This is a genomic window from Allobosea sp. (genome assembly GCF_017308015.1).
In the GTDB taxonomy this organism is placed as follows: domain Bacteria; phylum Pseudomonadota; class Alphaproteobacteria; order Rhizobiales; family Beijerinckiaceae; genus Allobosea.
Genome location: NZ_JAFKFW010000002.1, coordinates 102,015 through 118,008 on the forward strand (window position 1 = coordinate 102,015; position 15,994 = coordinate 118,008).

General features: G+C 66.2%; 14 protein-coding genes. 11 read left to right on the top strand and 3 right to left on the bottom strand.

The features are described from left to right. Positions 1-130 precede the first annotated feature (130 nt). From J0I42_RS00495 to J0I42_RS00545, 11 genes are all read left to right on the top strand, one after another. Entirely contained in the window at positions 131-1,471 is a 1,341-nt protein-coding gene (locus J0I42_RS00495; RefSeq protein ID WP_291651711.1) for a branched-chain amino acid ABC transporter permease, read from the top strand. A gap of 43 nt (positions 1,472-1,514) precedes the next feature. Beyond that, a complete protein-coding gene (locus J0I42_RS00500) occupies positions 1,515-2,759 on the top strand; it encodes a threonine ammonia-lyase (RefSeq protein WP_291651714.1) in 1,245 nt (414 codons plus the stop codon). Between the two features lie 56 nt (positions 2,760-2,815). Beyond that, a complete protein-coding gene (locus tag J0I42_RS00505; protein WP_291651715.1) occupies positions 2,816-3,289 on the top strand; it encodes an RDD family protein in 474 nt (157 codons plus the stop codon). A 115-nt stretch (positions 3,290-3,404) separates the two neighbouring features. Next, positions 3,405-4,169, top strand: a complete 765-nt coding sequence (locus J0I42_RS00510) for an arginyltransferase (protein ID WP_291651717.1) — start codon at positions 3,405-3,407, stop codon at positions 4,167-4,169. A gap of 112 nt (positions 4,170-4,281) precedes the next feature. Further along, a complete protein-coding gene (locus J0I42_RS00515) occupies positions 4,282-4,929 on the top strand; it encodes an RraA family protein (RefSeq protein ID WP_291651718.1) in 648 nt (215 codons plus the stop codon). A 31-nt stretch (positions 4,930-4,960) separates the two neighbouring features. After that, positions 4,961-5,275: a UxaA family hydrolase gene (locus tag J0I42_RS00520; RefSeq protein WP_291651720.1), complete on the top strand. Its 315-nt coding sequence runs from the start codon at positions 4,961-4,963 to the stop codon at positions 5,273-5,275. Continuing rightward, a complete protein-coding gene (locus tag J0I42_RS00525) occupies positions 5,272-6,468 on the top strand; it encodes a UxaA family hydrolase (RefSeq protein WP_291651723.1) in 1,197 nt (398 codons plus the stop codon). Before J0I42_RS00520 ends, J0I42_RS00525 begins: the two co-directional genes overlap by 4 nt. Positions 6,469-6,526: 58 nt before the next feature. After that, positions 6,527-6,916 (top strand): hypothetical protein, encoded by a 390-nt coding sequence (locus J0I42_RS00530; protein WP_291651725.1) that lies wholly within the window; start codon positions 6,527-6,529, stop codon positions 6,914-6,916. A gap of 37 nt (positions 6,917-6,953) precedes the next feature. Then, positions 6,954-8,315 (top strand): PepSY-associated TM helix domain-containing protein, encoded by a 1,362-nt coding sequence (locus tag J0I42_RS00535; RefSeq protein ID WP_291651727.1) that lies wholly within the window; start codon positions 6,954-6,956, stop codon positions 8,313-8,315. A gap of 156 nt (positions 8,316-8,471) precedes the next feature. Then, a complete protein-coding gene (locus J0I42_RS00540) occupies positions 8,472-9,494 on the top strand; it encodes a DUF2336 domain-containing protein (RefSeq protein ID WP_291651729.1) in 1,023 nt (340 codons plus the stop codon). A gap of 90 nt (positions 9,495-9,584) precedes the next feature. Beyond that, complete coding sequence (locus J0I42_RS00545; RefSeq protein ID WP_291651732.1) at positions 9,585-10,184, top strand: outer membrane protein; 600 nt, start codon at positions 9,585-9,587, stop codon at positions 10,182-10,184. 154 nt (positions 10,185-10,338) lie between these two features. On the opposite strand, the gene parC is transcribed toward J0I42_RS00545, so the two are convergent. The 3 genes from parC to J0I42_RS00560 form a co-directional block, all read right to left on the bottom strand. Beyond that, positions 10,339-12,585, bottom strand: a complete 2,247-nt coding sequence (gene parC, locus J0I42_RS00550; RefSeq protein WP_291651734.1) for a DNA topoisomerase IV subunit A — start codon at positions 12,583-12,585, stop codon at positions 10,339-10,341. A gap of 122 nt (positions 12,586-12,707) precedes the next feature. Beyond that, positions 12,708-13,469 carry a DNA repair protein RecO gene (gene recO / locus J0I42_RS00555; protein ID WP_291651736.1) on the bottom strand — a complete coding sequence of 254 codons (762 nt, stop codon included), beginning with the start codon at positions 13,467-13,469 and terminating at the stop codon, positions 12,708-12,710. Between the two features lie 250 nt (positions 13,470-13,719). Further along, positions 13,720-15,930 carry a RelA/SpoT family protein gene (locus J0I42_RS00560; RefSeq protein ID WP_291652636.1) on the bottom strand — a complete coding sequence of 737 codons (2,211 nt, stop codon included), beginning with the start codon at positions 15,928-15,930 and terminating at the stop codon, positions 13,720-13,722. Between the last annotated feature and the right edge of the window lie 64 nt (positions 15,931-15,994).

Genomic DNA, 15,994 nt, shown 5'->3' on the forward strand with positions numbered 1-15,994 from the left:
GCAGATGCCGGATCGTGCCCCCGAAAGGGCGCCTTCTCGTCACATGGTCCCCTGTCTCCGGCGCATCGCTGCGCGCTGCACCGCGCACGGGATGACACCATGGCCCGGCAGGCGCTACCGTCGCGCCTGCATGCGCCCCCTCCTCCTGCCGATTCTGGCCTTCGCCACGCTCGCCCTCGCGGGCTGTGGCGTCGATTTCGATACCGATCAGATGCGGCTCTGCCGGCAGGCGATCCCGCCGCTCAACCCGCCGAATGCCCGGATCGAGATCGAACGGACCGGCAAAGGGCCCGCGCCGCGGACCCTCCGCCTGCTCTATCGGGTCCAGCTCGGAGACGGCTTGTCGCGCCACCGCAGCATCGATTGCCTGTTTGCAAGCGAAGGAACCGGGCCGAGCCGCGGCGCCATGATCGGCATCGCCTCGGACGGACGGCCCATGGCCGATGCGAGCTTCTACCTGCTGCGCCGCTTCTATCTGGAGGACCGGGCCTCGCCGCCGCCAGACCCGGCAGAACCGGAGGCAGACAGTCTGCCGGCCATCCCCGCCGGACTCGCCTATGGCTTGCAGCAGGGCCTGAGCTCCCTGCCTTCTGCGGCGATCTACGGCATGCTCGCGGCAGCCTATGCGCTCGTCTACGGGCTGACCGGGCGGATCATCCTGAGCTTTGGCGAATTCGCGGCGCTGGGGGCGCTCGCTTCCGTCGTGGGTGTCGCTCTGCTGCTCTCGCTTTCGATCTCGACACCACTTTCGGGATTGGCGGTAGCCTTCACCGTCGCGATCGCCGTCTGTGCCCTGCACGGCTTCGCCATGGGCCGCTTCGTGCTGCGCCATCTCGAACGCGCCACCGGCCAGCAGATGCTGATCGCCACGATCGGACTTGCCATCGCGATGTCGGAATATCTCCGGCTGGCACAGGGGCCGGAACTGCGCTGGCTGCCACCCGTCTTCAACACACCGATCGCGCTGGCCCATGCCGGTGATTTCATCGTTACGCTGAATCCGCTCGCGTTGGCACTCGCCGCGATCGGGCTTGCTGCCACGCTCGGCGTCGTCCTACTGATCCGGCGCACAGCCTTTGGGCGAGCCTGGCGGGCCGTCTCGGACGATGCGAAGACCGCCGCGCTGTTCGGCGTCGATGCGCGCGCGGTCCATGACGTCGCGGTGATCATCGCCTGTGCCTGCTGCGGCATCGCCGGCGTCATCGTCACCGCGATCTATGGCGGAATGGGTTTCGCCGGCGGCTTCTCGCTCGGCCTGAAGGCGCTCGTCGCGGCGATCCTCGGCGGCATCGGCTCGGTCAGCGGGGCGGCGCTCGGCGGGCTCTGCATCGCTGCCTTCGAGGCGATCTGGTCGGCGACGCTGCCAATCGAACAGCGCGACCTCGCCGTCTACTCGCTCTTGGCGATCGTGCTGATCTGGCGCCCCGGCGGCTTTTTCGGCGATGGCGAATTGACGCCGCGACGGGTGTGAGGCCCTGTTCTCCGTCAGCGTCGACCGGAATCGAGACCCGAGCATGAGCGAAAACTTCGCGATCACCCCCGAGGACATCGACGCCGCGGCCGGGCGGATCACGGGGCATGTGCTGCGCACGCCGCTGGTGCCGGCACCGCGCCTGTCGGAGCTCACCGGCGCGACCGTGCTGGTGAAACACGAGAACATGCAGGCGACCGCCTCCTTCAAGGAGCGCGGGGCGGTCAACAAGCTGCTTTCGCTGAGCGAGGCCGAGCGGGCGCGCGGCGTCATCGCGATGTCGGCCGGCAACCATGCGCAGGCGGTCGCCTATCACGCCAAGCGCTTCGGCATCCCGGCGACGATCGTGATGCCCGAGACGACGCCGCTGGTGAAGGTCGAGAACACGCGTGCCCATGGCGCGCGCGTCGTGCTGCATGGCGAGACGCTCTACGAATGCGCCTACAAGGCGCATGAACTGGCAGGCAGCGAACAGCTCACTTTCGTCCATCCCTATGACGACGCCGCCGTGATGGCGGGGCAAGGCACGATCGCCCGCGAGATGCTCGCAGACGCACCCGATCTCGACGTGCTGGTCATCCCGCTCGGCGGCGGAGGCCTGATGGCCGGCAACGCCGTCGCAGCCAAGGCGATCAAGCCCGGCATCGAGCTGATCGGCGTCGAAGCCACGCTCTACCCCTCCTTCTTCAATGCCGTGCAGGCACAGGACCAGCCGATCGGTGGCCCGACACTTGCCGAAGGCATCGCGGTCAAGACCGTCGGTCAATTGACGCTTCCGGTGATCTCGGCGCTCGTCAGCGACATCGTCCTCGTCGGCGAGGATCTGATCGAGCGCGCGGTCAACGCCTATGCCAGCCTTCAGCACAGCCTCGCGGAAGGAGCCGGCGCAGCCGGCCTCGCCGCGATGCTGAAGGAGCCGGAGCGCTATGCCGGCCGCAAGATCGGACTCGTGCTCACCGGCGGCAATATCGACACGCGCCTGCTCGCCGCGATCATGGTGCGCGAACTGGAGCGCGACGACCGCATCGTCGCCTTCCGCCTGACAACCAGCGACCGGCCCGGCCTGCTCGGCAAGATCGCGAGCCTGCTCGGCGAGGAAGGGGCCAATATCCTCGAGGTCAGCCATGGCCGGCTCTTCCTCGACGTACCCGCCAAGGGCGTCACGCTCGACGTTACCGTGGAGACGCGCGGGGCTGCGCATTCGCGCGCGATCGAGGATGCCTTGGCCAAGAACGGCTTCGCGCCGCGGCGGATTCTGCCGCGTGGTCTTGCAGAACCGGCCCGCTAAACAAACATTATCTCCCGGGCACGCATTCCGCGCGCCGATGGAGGGTCGAAGTCCCGATGAGCGATACCCGTTATGGCCAGCCGCCGGTCACGGCGCTGGAGCCGCGTCCCTACCAGAACGTCAGCGGCGTTCTCGGCTCGCGACTGTTCGCCTGGCTCGTCGACATCGTCGTGCTGTTCTTCCTCGGCTGGCTGGTCTTCCTCCTGCTGTTCGTGCTCGGCGTAGTCACCTTCGGCGCGACCTGGCTGCTGATCCCGATTGCGACGGTCGCGACCGCACTCGGCTATGCCGCACTGACGATCGGCGGCCGCAAGCAGTCGACCTGGGGCATGCGCATAGCGGGCCTCAGGGTCGAGACCGCTACCGGCGGCCGTCCCGACGGGTTGGCGGCGGCCGTGCATGCGCTGCTGTTCTATGTCGCCGCCGGCACCTTTCTGCTCTGGCTCGTCGATGTCGCCTGCGGCTTCGCCCGCGAGGACCGGCGCATGGGCCATGACCTGCTGACCGGACTCGTCATCGTCCGCGCCTGACCGTTTGAGCCAGGTCAAAAGACCGCGAAACCACTCCTGATCGGCCGCGCCGCGCTTGTTGCCGGTGCGGCCGATGTTACATTGAGAGTCGGAAGCTTCCGGGGAGCCAGCCGACGTGACGCGCCCATTGCGGGATGCCCCGCAATTCTACCTGACCTCGCCGACCGCGTGTCCCTATCTGCCGGGGCGCGAGGAGCGGAAGGTGTTCACGCATCTCGTGGGATCGCGGGCGCGCGAGCTCAACGACGTGCTCTCGCAGGGCGGCTTCCGGCGCTCGCAGAGCATCGCCTATCGCCCGGCCTGCGAGATTTGTCGCTCCTGCGTCTCAGTCAGGGTCTGCGTCGACGATTTCCGGATATCGCGCAGCTTCCGGCGGGTGCTCGCCCGCAACAGCGACCTGATCGGCGAGGCGTTGCCGCCGCGGCCGCGCTCCGAGCATTATTCCCTGTTCCGCTCCTATCTCGACGAGCGCCACCCCGACGGCGGCATGGCGACGATGTCGGCGCTCGATTTCGCGATGATGGTCGAGGACACCCATGTCGAGACCAGCCTGATCGAGTATCGCCGCCGCGGCCCCGATTCCGGATTCACCGGGCGAGGCGAAGGCGATCTCTTCGCGATGGCTCTGACCGATACACTGCGCGACGGACTCTCGATGGTCTATTCGGTCTACGATCCCGGTCTGGAATTGCGCTCTCTGGGCACCTTCATGGTGCTCGACCATATCGCCCGGGCGCGCCGCCTGGGCCTGCCTTACGTCTATCTCGGCTACTGGGTGGAGGGTTCCCCGAAGATGGCCTACAAGGCGCGCTTCCTGCCGCAGGAGCGCCTGATGCCGCAGGGCTGGGAACGGGTGAACCGCGGCGATTCAACCGATTGAAACGCATCAGCGACGCGCGGAAAACGCGCTTGCCGTGTCTGCTTCCTCCCGACACTCTAGCGGCAACGGCCCGGCGGCAGATCCGCATGACAGTGGCCTGACCGGAGGAACGATGAGCCAGGAACTGACCGACAGGCTGGAGCGCTGCTATACCGGCATCATCCACGACACGATGCGGGCGATGGGCCTGACGGATTTTGTCCTGCCCCCGGAACTGCGCCCGCTTCTGCCCGGCCAGAAGCTGGCGGGGCCGGCCTTCACGGTCGAAGGCAAGTTCGGCGAATTCGACGCGCATGAGACGCTGCTTAGCTGGACCGGCCTGCTTTCCGCCGCCAAGCCCGGCCATGTCTGGGTCTGCCAGCCGAACACCGAAGAAGTCGCTCTGATGGGCGAGCTCTCGGCCGAGACGCTGAAGAACAAGGGCGTGCGTGGCTGCGTCATCGACGGGCTCTCGCGCGACACCGAATTCATGGTCGAGATGGGCTTCCAGGCCTATTTCAAGGCCTATACGCCGCGCGATATCGTCGGCGCCTGGCTGCCCAAGGCGGTCGACGAGCCGATCAAGATCGGCGAGGTCTGGATTCGGCCGGGCGATTACATCCTCGCCGATCGCGACGGCGTCGTCCGCATCCCCACCGAGATCATCGAGGAAGTCCTGGACAAGTCGGAGGCCGCGATCTCGGCCGAAAACAAGGTCCGCACCGCGATCCTCGCCGGCACCGATCCGCAGAAGGCCTATCTCCAGTACGGCAAGTTCTGACGCGTTCCCTCCTTTCGAAGGGCGGCTCACCATGACCCACGATCCGCGCCTCATCCTGCTCGATCCGCGCGACAATGTCCTCGTCGCGCGGGTTCGCCTCAAGGCCGGCGAGACGATCGAGACCGACTCCGGCCCGGCCGCGCTCGATCGCGACATTGCGCTCGCCCACAAGGTCGCCCGTCGTGCGATTGCAGCCGGCGAGAAGATCCTGAAATACGGTGCGCCGATCGGCGTCGCGACCGAGACGATCGCGCCGGCCGCGCATGTCCATGTCCACAACATGCGCAGCGACTATACGCCGACCTATCATCTAGAAGACGAACGCAAGGCGGGAGCCTCGGCATGAGCACGATGCGCGGCTATCTGCGTTCCGACGGACGCAAAGGCATCCGCAACACGATCGCCGTCGCCTATCTCGTCGAATGCGCTCACCATGTCGCACGCGAGATCGCTCTGCCCTGGCGCGAGGAAGGCGTCCACGCCATCGGCTTCCCCGGCTGCTACCCGAACCCCTATGCCGAGCGGATGATGGAGCAACTCTGCACCCATCCCAATGTCGGCGCGGTGCTGCTGGTCTCGCTCGGCTGCGAGAGTTTCAACAAATACGCCCTGGAGCGAGCGGTGCGCGCCAGCGGCCGGCCGGTGAAGACGATCATCATCCAGGGCACGGGCGGCACCCGCGCCTCGATCCGCGAGGGCCGGGCCTGGGTCGAAGAACAGCGTGCCCAGCTCGACGCGCAGGAGACGGTGCCGATGGCGGTCTCCGAGCTCGTGATCGGCACGGTCTGCGGCGGCTCGGACGGGACCTCCGGGATTACCGGCAATCCGGCGGCGGGCCGCGCCTTCGACCAGCTCATCGCGGAAGGCGCGGCCTGCATCTTCGAGGAAACCGGCGAACTGATCGGCTGCGAGCACATCATGGCGGCGCGCGCGATCACGCACGAGCTCGGCCTGGAGCTGGAGAAATCCGTGGCCAAGGCCGCCCGCTACTATGCCACGCTGGGCTACGGATCCTTCGCGGCCGGCAATGCCGAAGGCGGGCTCTCGACCATCGAGGAGAAGTCGATGGGCGCCTATGCCAAATCCGGCGCCTCGCCGATCTCCGGCCTGATCAAGCCCGGCGACGTGCCGCCGCATGGCGGACTCTACCTGCTCGACGTCGTGCCGGATGGCGAGGTTCGCTTCGGTTTCCCCAATATCAACGACAATGCCGAGATCGCCGAATTGATCGCCTGCGGCGCGCATTGCGTGCTGTTCGTGACGGGCAGAGGCTCGGTCGTCGGCTCGGCGATCTCGCCGGTGGTGAAGATCTGCGCCAACCCCGAGACCTATCGCCGGATGGCGGAGGATATGGATGTCGATGCGGGGCGCATCCTCGAAGGCCGTGCGGGGCTCGACGAGGTCGGCACCGAGATCCGCAACCTCGTGGTCTCGCTCGGCCAGGGCGGCCGGACAAAATCGGAAGAGCTCGGCCACCAGGAATTCGTCCTGACCTACAAGAGTTTCGAGCCGCTCGGTCCGGCCTGCCTGCCTGCGTGAACAGGCGCGTCACGACGCCCGCTTCCGCTGGCCGTGCAGATTGGCTAAGCCTGACTTCATGACGAAAGCTGCGGGACGGATGAGCTGGCGAAGGAGCGCGATCGCGCTCGTCGCCGTCTATGTCCTCGTCCTGCAGACGACGCTGGTCGCGCTCGCGGCCGGATTGTCGGCGCAGCCTTCGCCCGATCTCGTCCATCCACTTTGTGCGCCCGGCCAGACGGCTCCGGCCGATCCTGCGCCGGATAGAGACAGCGCGAGACTGCCCGATTGCTGCGCGACGCTGTGCCTGTCCGCGGCGATCGCGTTGCCTCCGGTCGCACCCGCATCGGTCTTCGTCGCACGCGAGCCTGCCCGCTCATTTGCCCGCAAACTGCCGGCCGAACAGGTCTCGTCTCCGTCCGTGCCGGGCTATCCGCTCGGCGCCCGCGCTCCGCCTGCCCTGGTCTGAAGCTCCTCCTCACTTCAGCTCAGACCAGGATTTGTCCATGTTAACCGTCACAACGGCAGCGGCCGCGCCCGAACGCGCGGGCCGGCCCACCGCATCCCTCTATCGCGCCGTCTGGCGCTGGCATTTCTATGCCGGACTGATCACCCTGCCCTTCCTCATCCTGCTGGCCGTGACCGGCGGTCTCTACCTTTTCCGGGCCGAAATCGACGGTCTGATCCATCGCGACGTCAAACGGGTCGAGGCCCGCACGGCCAGCGAGCGGCCTCCCCTCGAGATCGTCGCGCAGGCGCTGAAAGCCTTCCCCGGCCAGGCGGTGAAATACATCCCTCCAGAAACGGCAACCGCTTCCGCCGAGGTCACGATCCGCGATCCGAGCGGGACGCGGATGGTGGTCTATGTCGACCCATACGATGCTCGCGTGCTCGGTCAGATTCCGGACAAGGGCACGGTGATGTGGGTGGTCCGGCAGATCCACAGCCTCGCCTATTTCGGGCCGATCGCGAATGGCGTGATCGAGATTGCCGGCGGCTGGGCGATCCTGCTGGTGCTGACCGGGGTTTATCTGTGGTGGCCGCGCAAGCAGAGCGGCGGCGTGATCACGGTCAGGGGCAAGCCGCGCCAGCGCATCTTCTGGCGCGATCTCCATGCCGTGACCGGTCTCGTCGCCGGCGGCTTCATCCTGTTCCTGGCGATCACCGGCATGCCCTGGTCGGTGCTATGGGGCGCCAAGGTCAATCAATGGGCCAACGGCCATAATTTCGGCTATCCCGCCGGGGTTCGCGTCGCCCTGCCGATGTCGGACGAACATCTCGCCCATGTCGCGCCGACGACATGGTCCCTCGAACAGGCAAAGCTGCCGGTATCCCAGGCGGCGGGCGGCGAGCCGATCGGCCTCGACGCCGCCGTCGCGGCCTTCGATCGACTGGGCCTGACGCGCGGCTATGCCGTCAACCTTCCCGGTGGACCGAGCGGGGTCTATAGCGGCTCGGTCTATCCGAAGGACATGGCGCTGCAGCGCGTCATCCATCTTGATCAGTATAGCGGCAAGCCACTGATCGACATGAGCTATGCCGATTACGGCCCGCTCGGCAAAGCGCTCGAATGGGGCATCAACGTTCATATGGGGCAGGAATTCGGGCTGGCGAACCAGTTCGTGATGCTTGCCGCCTGCCTGGCCATCGTCCTGCTCTGCGTCTCGGCTCTGGCGATGTGGTGGAAACGGCGCCCGCAGGGCTCGCTCGGCGTGCCACCGCTGCCGAATGAGAAAGCGACGCTGCGGGTGGTGATCGCCCTGCTCGCCATCGGGGGGCTCGTCTTTCCGCTGGTCGGGCTGTCGCTCATCGCCATGGTGGTGGTCGACAGTGTTCTGGCAAGGCGAGCACAACCCGCTTGCGCATAGCCCGAGCTGGCTGTCTCTTCCGGGCAGCAGGGCTGATCAGTGACGAGACAACGGGGCGTCACCGCCCCGTTGTCCGGAAAAGAGCGTGATCGCCTTAAGAGTAAATCAAGCCGGATCTGCGCAGAGTGACGCCACTACTTTGTCGCGGGGGCCCTCATGCTGCGTAACCTGACCCGAATGCCGGCGGATATGTCGTCGGATTCGCGCCGGCAGCTTCTCCACGCCGTCACCGACCTCTTCCTGCTCGACCACGACCCGAACGAGACCGTGAAGGAGCATTACGGCGAGATCGCAGCCGGCTCGCTCAGCCATCTCGGCGACGAGGACCGCAAGGGCTATGCCGATCGCGTCGCCGCCATACCGACCCTGCCGCATAATGTCGCGGTCACGCTCGGCGGCGACGGCAATGCCGAGGTCGCGCGGCTGGTACTGTCGCTTTCTCCCGTTCTGACCGATACCGACCTCGCCGCCATCGCTGTCAGCCAGTCGCAGCAGCATCTCGTCGCCATCGCCGAGCGCGCGCGCCTGTCGGAGGGCGTCACCGACATCCTCGTCGAACGTGGCGATCAGAAGGTGCTCCACACCGTCAGCGCCAATGAAGGCGCGACATTCTCGGACCGCGGCTTCGACCGGCTGCTGGAGCGCGGCGAAGGCGATGCCGCCATCACCGGCGCGCTCGCCCGTCGCTCCGACCTCGCACCGAACCGCGCCCAGCGCGTGCTGCGGATCGTCGAACAGTTTTCCGACGGCGGCAGTGCCGCGCCCGTCACGGAAGGAGGCGTCTCGCTCGCCCGCCAGGCACGTCAACAACGCCTCGAGGTCAAGCTGCTGCTTTCCGACCTTGCCGCCAAAGTGCGCGAAGTCGACGACGTGCTCGTCATGCTGGCCGACGAGGATCGCGCCTATCACCTCTCACAGGTGCTGTCCGAGATCGCCGGCATCTCGATCGAACAGGCGCTGCGCGTGCTGATGCAACGCGATTCCAGCGGCATTGCCGTCGCCTGTCGCTCGCTCGGCATCGGCGCCACCGCCTTCCGCGCCATCCTGCAATTGCGCGCACGACGGCTCTATTTCTCCTCGCGCGACGTCGACGACGATGTCGATGCCTATGACAAGCTCGATCTCGCGACGGCGGAACGGACCCTGCGCTTCCTCAAGCTCAGGACCAAGATCGCCTGAGGCCCCGCCGCCAGGCCACAAAACCGCGACATTCGCCTCGCTCCATGCTAGCGTTCGGACGGGGTACGCTGTCGCGAGGATGCTTTCGACGTGAGATTTCCGCTTCTTTCCGCCGCGACGCTCGCCGCTCTGGTCGGTGCGGGCGCATCGGCGCAGGCGCAGGCCTTCCTGCCCCTCTCCGGCTTTGCGCCGCTGCCCTCCTTCGCCTGGGATCAGCCCAGCCTGTCGCCGAAATGGGAGGGGTCCTATGCCCTTATCTCCTCGGGCTTCCAGGTCACCAGCAGCAAGCATATGAGGACCAGCGCCGGCCCGACAATCGGGATCGAGGCCGGAACGATGCGGCGCGAAGGCGATTTCGTCTACGGTGTCGCTGGCACGATCGACTACATGCCGGCCATCGGCGGCTACGGCTATCCGAGCTTCGGCAATGTCGCCTATACGCGCGACCTCGCCGGCGCCTTCAAGGTGAAGGCCGGCGTGCTGGTGACGCCGGACGTGCTGCTCTACACGACGGTGGGATTGAGCGCGGCCAACGAGACCTGGCGCTTCGGTGCGACCGACTTCTCCTCGCCCTTCAGCCGCAGCAGCATCGCGGTGCGCCCCGAAGCCCGGGCCGGCGTCCAGTGGGCCGTCACCGACAAGATCACGATCGGCCTCGAAGCCGGCGTCATCGGGCGAGAAATTCGCTGAAGATCTGCTTCAGGCGGTTGCGAAGTTGATTCCGTTTTCTACGGCAAGCCGTTGATCGGACGCGATTCTCGGGCTTGACCCGAGAAGCTCACGCCGAGAGGGCGCAGGTCACGAGATGCTCGGGTCAAGCCCGAGCGTGACGCCAGCCCTTGCCTCACCCTCCGAACGTGTTGCTCTTCGGGAAGCCCTTGGGCGGCAGACGGCCGGCCTCGGCGCGGTGGCCGAGCCACTCCAGCAGATCGGCCTGCGTGACCGTCCAGGTCCGGCCTGAGGTGTCGAGCCAGGTCAGACCGTCGGCGAGGTTGAAGGTCTTGGCGTCGGAGAGGCCACCATCCTTGTAGCGCTGCAAGCGCACGCCCTTGCCGCGCCCCATCTCCGCCACTTCCGAGATCGGGAAGCAGAGTAGTTTGCGGTTCTGGCCGATGATCGCGACATGGTCGCCATCGGCCGGCGCCGCCAGCATCGCGACATGGGAGCCGTCGACATTGAGCACCTGGCGGCCCTTGCGGGTGTTGGCAACGACATCGTCGGTCGGGGCAACGAAACCCCTGCCCTCGCTCGTCACCATCAGGAGCTTGGAGCCCGGCTTGTAGGGGAAGGCGGAGACGATCTCCGCCGTCTCCTCCAGCTCGATCATCAGCCGGATCGGATCGCCGAAGCCGCGGCCGCCCGGCAGCTTCGAAGCATCCAGCGTGAAGACCTTGCCGTTCGAGGCGAGCACCAGCACCTTCGCCGTGGTCTCGGTGAAGAAGGCCGTCTGGAGCGCATCGTCGCCCTTGAAGGAAAAGCTCGACTTGTCCTGGACATGGCCCTTCAGCGCCCTGATCCAGCCCTTCTTGGAGATGACGACCGTGATCGGCTCGCGCTCGACCATCGCCTGGGTCAGGTCGATATCGGCGGTCTCCGGCATATCCGCGAAATCGGTGCGGCGCTTGCCGATCGCGGTTTCCGGTCCGAAGGTCTTCTTCACCTGCCGGATGTCCCAAGCAATCGTCTTCCACTGCGTCGCCTCGGAGCCGAGCAGCGTCTCGATCTGCTCTTTCTCCTTGGTCAATTCGTCGAGCTCGGTCTTGAGCTGCATCTCCTCGAGCTTGCGCAAGGCGCGCAAGCGCGTGTCGAGGATCGCGTTGGCCTGGACCTCGGTGAGGTCGAAGACCTTCATCAGCTCGATCTTCGGCTCGTCCTCCTCCCGGATGATTTTGATCACCCGGTCGAGATCGAGATAAACGATGAGCAGGCCGCGCAGGATTTCGAGGCGCTTGTCGATCTGGCCGAGCCGGAAGCGCGAACGCCGCTGCAAAACCTCGCGGCGATGGTCGAGCCAGGCGCGGAGCGCCTCGGCCAACCCGAGCACGCGCGGCACCAGCCCGCCGGTCAGCACGTTCATGTTCATGGAGATGCGCGCTTCGAGCTCGGAGAGCCGGAAGAGCGATTCCATCATCAGGTTGGGATCGACATTGCGGGCGCGCGGCTCGATGACGATGCGGATGTCCTCGGCCGACTCGTCGCGCAGGTCGGCGACCAGCGGCAATTTCTTGTCGTTGAGGAGTTCGGCGATCTTCTCGATCAGCCGGCCCTTGGAGACCATATAGGGGATCTCGGTGACGACCGCGAACCAGGTGCCGCGGCCCTGATCCTCGGCATGCCAGCGCGCACGGGTGCGGAAGGCGCCGCGCCCGGTGCGGTAGGTCTCAGCCATCGAGGCACGACTCTCGACGATGATGCCGCCGGTCGGGAAGTCCGGGCCGGGCACGAAGGTCATGAGCTGCTCGGAGGTCGTCTCCGGGTGCTGGATCAGGTAGAGCGCGGCGTCGCAGAGCTCGGCGGCGTTGTGCGGCGGGATCGACGTCGCCATGCCGACCGCGATGCCCTGCGAGCCGTTGGCCAGCAGGTTCGGGAAGGCGGCCGGGAGCACCACCGGCTCCTCGTCCTCGCCGTTATAGGTCTCGCGAAAATCGACCGCGTCCTCGTCGATTCCGTCGAGGAGCAGGCGCGCGACCTCGGTCATGCGCGCTTCGGTATAACGGTAGGCGGCGGCGTTATCGCCGTCGATATTGCCAAAATTGCCCTGACCGTCGACGAGCGGGTAGCGCTGGGCGAAATCCTGCGCGAGGCGCACCAGCGCGTCATAGACCGACTGGTCGCCATGCGGATGGAACTTACCGATGACGTCGCCGACGATGCGGGCGCATTTCTTGTGGACCTGGCCGGGATCGAGCCGCAGCAGCCGCATGGCGTGCAGGATGCGGCGGTGGACCGGCTTCAGGCCGTCTCGCGCGTCCGGCAGGGCGCGGTGCATGATGGTGGAGAGCGCATAGGCGAGATAGCGCTCTTCGAGCGCCGATTTCAGATCGATGCGCTCGGACTCGTCTTCCGGCGGCGGATCGACCGGTTTGCCCATGCTGCGTCAGCCCTCGTCTTGTCCAAAATTCGCGCGGCTTCTATGGCACAGCGCGAATCAGCCCGCCAGAACAATGCAGGTACGAAGCCCCCGGCGCAAACGTGGGGACCGCCATTTCATGCTTAGCCGGTGGATGATTCGGCGGGCGGCGCATTCGCCGCAGCGCGCGTCGCCATTTCGACCAATCGCGCCCGCTCCGGCGGCTCGCGCAGGCCGCGCGGATCGAGGATATGGCGGCGCAGGAAGAAGCCCGTCAGGGCGAAACCCGACAGGATATCGGCCGGGGATGGCCTGCGCCCACCCTGCCCTTCGACGAGGAAGGATGGCAGCTTCAGCAGGCGGTCGAGATAGGGTTCAGCGACCCGCCGGCTGACCGCCTTGCCGGATTTCGGCGAGACATGGCTGAGATCGTCGGGCGAGCCCGTGACGGCGCAGCGCGCCAGATCGAGCCCGAAGCCCAGCTCCGTGAGCATGGCGAGCTCGAAGCGGATGATCAGCGCCGGCGCCATCTCGGCCTCGTCGAGATGGGTGACGAGGACGGAGAGCCCCTCATAGAGCCCCGGATGCGGATCGCGCTCCGGCAGGAGGCGCAGCAGGCAGGCAACGGTCCCGAGCCCGTAGAGCGCCACCGGGGCCGCGATAAGACGGGCAGCGTGGGAGGTGAGCAGTTCGACCTTGTACTCGCCGAGATGCTCGTCCAGCCGGGCGCGCCAGGTCAGCGAGACATGGTTGCCTGGCTGGAGCGAGGCCTGCGCCTTGGCCGAACGCCCGCCCCTGACGAGACCGAGATGGCGGCCGTGCTCATGCGTCATCGCCTCGAGGATCACGGCGCTTTCGCCATGAGCCTTGAGACCGATGATCGTGCCTTCGTCGGTCCATTCCATGAGGAGAGGGTTTAGGGCGAGAGCAGCGCCGCCGCAATTTCATGCGCGCGTTGATCGCGGTCGAAGTCTAGCGAAGAGCCCGGAGCAGACCTGCCTGGTAGATGGACAGGAACAGTCGGACGCCTTCATTTTCGCGGACATCGTTTCGACAGCCGGGCTCAGGCCTGGTTCGGCGCATGATCGGTATCGCCAGAAGGACACCAACTCATGCGACGAACGAGCGAGCACGAGCGTTAGACAACAGCGTCCCCTACCCCACCACGCGTTCGACCCGGCTGATCACCCGCTTCTCGCGCAATTCGCTGATGATAGCCGAGAGGTGCTTGAGGTCCCAGACGGTGAGGTCGATGGTGACGTCGGTGAAATCCTGGTTCGGCCGGTTCATCGCGACGGAATCGATATTGCCGTCATGCTCCGCGATCGTCGTGGTGATCTGGGCAAGCGAGCCGGGCTCGTTGATCGATTTCAGGGCGATGCGCGCCGGAAAGCGCTGTGGCGCCTTGTCGTCGAGGTCCCAGCGGACATCGAGCCAGCGATCAGGCTCGTTGTCGAAGGCGGCGAGCGCCGGCGACTGGATCGGGTAGATCGTCACCCCCTCGCCCGGCGTCAGGATGCCGACGATGCGATCGCCTGGCACGGCGCCGCCATGCGGCGCGAAGCGCACCGGCAAATCACCGCCGAGGCCACGGATCGGAATGGCGTTGTCCGGCGCCTCGCCCGGCAGCTTGAACTTGAGATTCTCGCCCTGGCGCAGTTCAAACCAGCCCTTGCCGCTGACGGCCGCGCCCGGTTTTCCGTCGGCCGAACCGCGCTTCTCCGGTTCGAGATCCGGATAAACCGCCTTGACCACGTCGCCGGAATACATCTCGCCGCGCCCGACCGCCGCGAGCACGTCGTCCACGGTGTTGCGGGCGAGGCGTTTCAGCGCCGCCTTGAGCTTCTCGTCGGAGAAGGCGCGCTCGGCCCGCGAGAAAGCTCGCTCGAGAATCTGGCGGCCGAGGCCGGCATATTGGCGGCGCACCGCGACGCGGGTGGCGCGGCGGATCGCGGCGCGGGCCTTGCCGGTGACGACCAGCGATTCCCAGGCGGCGGGCGGGGCCTGCCCGTCGGCACGGGTGATCTCGACCTCGTCGCCGTTCTGCAATTCGGTCAGGAGCGGAGCGATCCGCCCGTTGATCTTGGCGCCGACAGCGCTGTTGCCGACATCGGTATGGACCGCATAGGCGAAGTCGATCGGCGTCGCGCCGCGCGGCAGGGCGATGAGCCGGCCCTTCGGCGTGAAGCAGAAGACCTGATCGTGGAACAGCTCGAGCTTGGTATGCTCGAGGAATTCCTCGGGACTGTCGCCCTCGGCCAGCAGGTCGACGGTGCGGCGCAGCCATTGATAGGCGCGGCTCTCGTCAGCCAAGCTGATCGGTTCGCCGGCCCTGCCGTCCTTGTAATGGGCGTGGGCGGCGATGCCGTATTCGGCGATACGATCCATGTTGTCGGTGCGGATCTGCAGTTCGACGCGGCTATGACCCGGACCGACGACAGTCGTGTGGATCGAGCGGTAATCGTTCTGCTTCGGCGTCGAGATGTAGTCCTTGTAGCGGCCCGGCACCATCGGCCAGGTCATGTGGACGATGCCGAGCACGCGGTAGCAATCTTCGGGCTTCTCGACGATGACGCGGAAGCCGAAAATGTCGGAGAGCTGCTCGAAGGAAACGGATTTCCGCTCCATCTTCTTCCAGATCGAATAGGGACGCTTGCGCCGTCCGAAAACCTCGGCCTGGATACCGCTGGCGGCAAGCTTGTCCTTCAGATCGTCCTCGATCTCGCCGATGACCTTGCCCTCGCGCTCGGTCACCTCTTCCAGCCGCTTGGTCACGGTGGCATGGGCCTCGGGCTTGATATGGCGGAAGGAGAGCTCCTCCAGCTCCTCGCGCAATTCCTGCATGCCCATGCGGCCGGCGAGCGGCGCGTAGATCTCGATCGTCTCCTCGGCGATGCGCAGGCGCTTCTCGGGGGGGACGAAATGCAGGGTGCGCATGTTGTGCAGCCGGTCGGCGAGCTTGACCAGCAGCACGCGGATATCGTCGACGATGGCGAGCAGCAGCTTGCGGAAATTCTCGCCCTGCGCCGCCTTTTTCGAGACGAGGTCGAGCTTCTTGATCTTGGTGAGGCCATCGACGAGCCGGCGGATGTCCGGTCCGAACATGGTCTCGATCTCTTCCAGCGTCGCGGCCGTGTCCTCGACCGTATCGTGCAGGACGGCGGCGACGATGGTCGCATCGTCGAGCTTGAGATCGGTCAGGATCGCCGCGACTTCGAGCGGGTGCGCGAAGAAGGGATCGCCGGAGGCGCGCTTCTGCGTGCCGTGTGCACGCATGGCATAGACATAGGCCCGGTTGAGCAGGTCCTCGTCGGTATTCGGATTATAGCTCCTGACCCGGTCAACGAGCTCGTATTGCCGCATCATGCCCATGCGGGCCCCAACCTCATCCTGGGATCATTGCAACATATTATTATTTGCACAGGCATTG

What these genes read in the sequence shown, in the direction of transcription:
- recO (WP_291651736.1), bottom strand. Translation starts at nt 13,469, where the DNA reads ATGGAATGGACCGACGAAGGCACGATCATCGGTCTCAAGGCTCATGGC.
- J0I42_RS00525 (WP_291651723.1), top strand. Translation starts at nt 5,272, where the DNA reads ATGAGCACGATGCGCGGCTATCTGCGTTCCGACGGACGCAAAGGCATC.
- J0I42_RS00540 (WP_291651729.1), top strand. Translation starts at nt 8,472, where the DNA reads ATGCTGCGTAACCTGACCCGAATGCCGGCGGATATGTCGTCGGATTCG.
- J0I42_RS00515 (WP_291651718.1), top strand. Translation starts at nt 4,282, where the DNA reads ATGAGCCAGGAACTGACCGACAGGCTGGAGCGCTGCTATACCGGCATC.
- J0I42_RS00495 (WP_291651711.1), top strand. Translation starts at nt 131, where the DNA reads ATGCGCCCCCTCCTCCTGCCGATTCTGGCCTTCGCCACGCTCGCCCTC.
- J0I42_RS00560 (WP_291652636.1), bottom strand. Translation starts at nt 15,930, where the DNA reads ATGATGCGGCAATACGAGCTCGTTGACCGGGTCAGGAGCTATAATCCG.
- J0I42_RS00530 (WP_291651725.1), top strand. Translation starts at nt 6,527, where the DNA reads ATGACGAAAGCTGCGGGACGGATGAGCTGGCGAAGGAGCGCGATCGCG.
- J0I42_RS00520 (WP_291651720.1), top strand. Translation starts at nt 4,961, where the DNA reads ATGACCCACGATCCGCGCCTCATCCTGCTCGATCCGCGCGACAATGTC.
- J0I42_RS00505 (WP_291651715.1), top strand. Translation starts at nt 2,816, where the DNA reads ATGAGCGATACCCGTTATGGCCAGCCGCCGGTCACGGCGCTGGAGCCG.
- J0I42_RS00535 (WP_291651727.1), top strand. Translation starts at nt 6,954, where the DNA reads ATGTTAACCGTCACAACGGCAGCGGCCGCGCCCGAACGCGCGGGCCGG.
- J0I42_RS00500 (WP_291651714.1), top strand. Translation starts at nt 1,515, where the DNA reads ATGAGCGAAAACTTCGCGATCACCCCCGAGGACATCGACGCCGCGGCC.
- parC (WP_291651734.1), bottom strand. Translation starts at nt 12,585, where the DNA reads ATGGGCAAACCGGTCGATCCGCCGCCGGAAGACGAGTCCGAGCGCATC.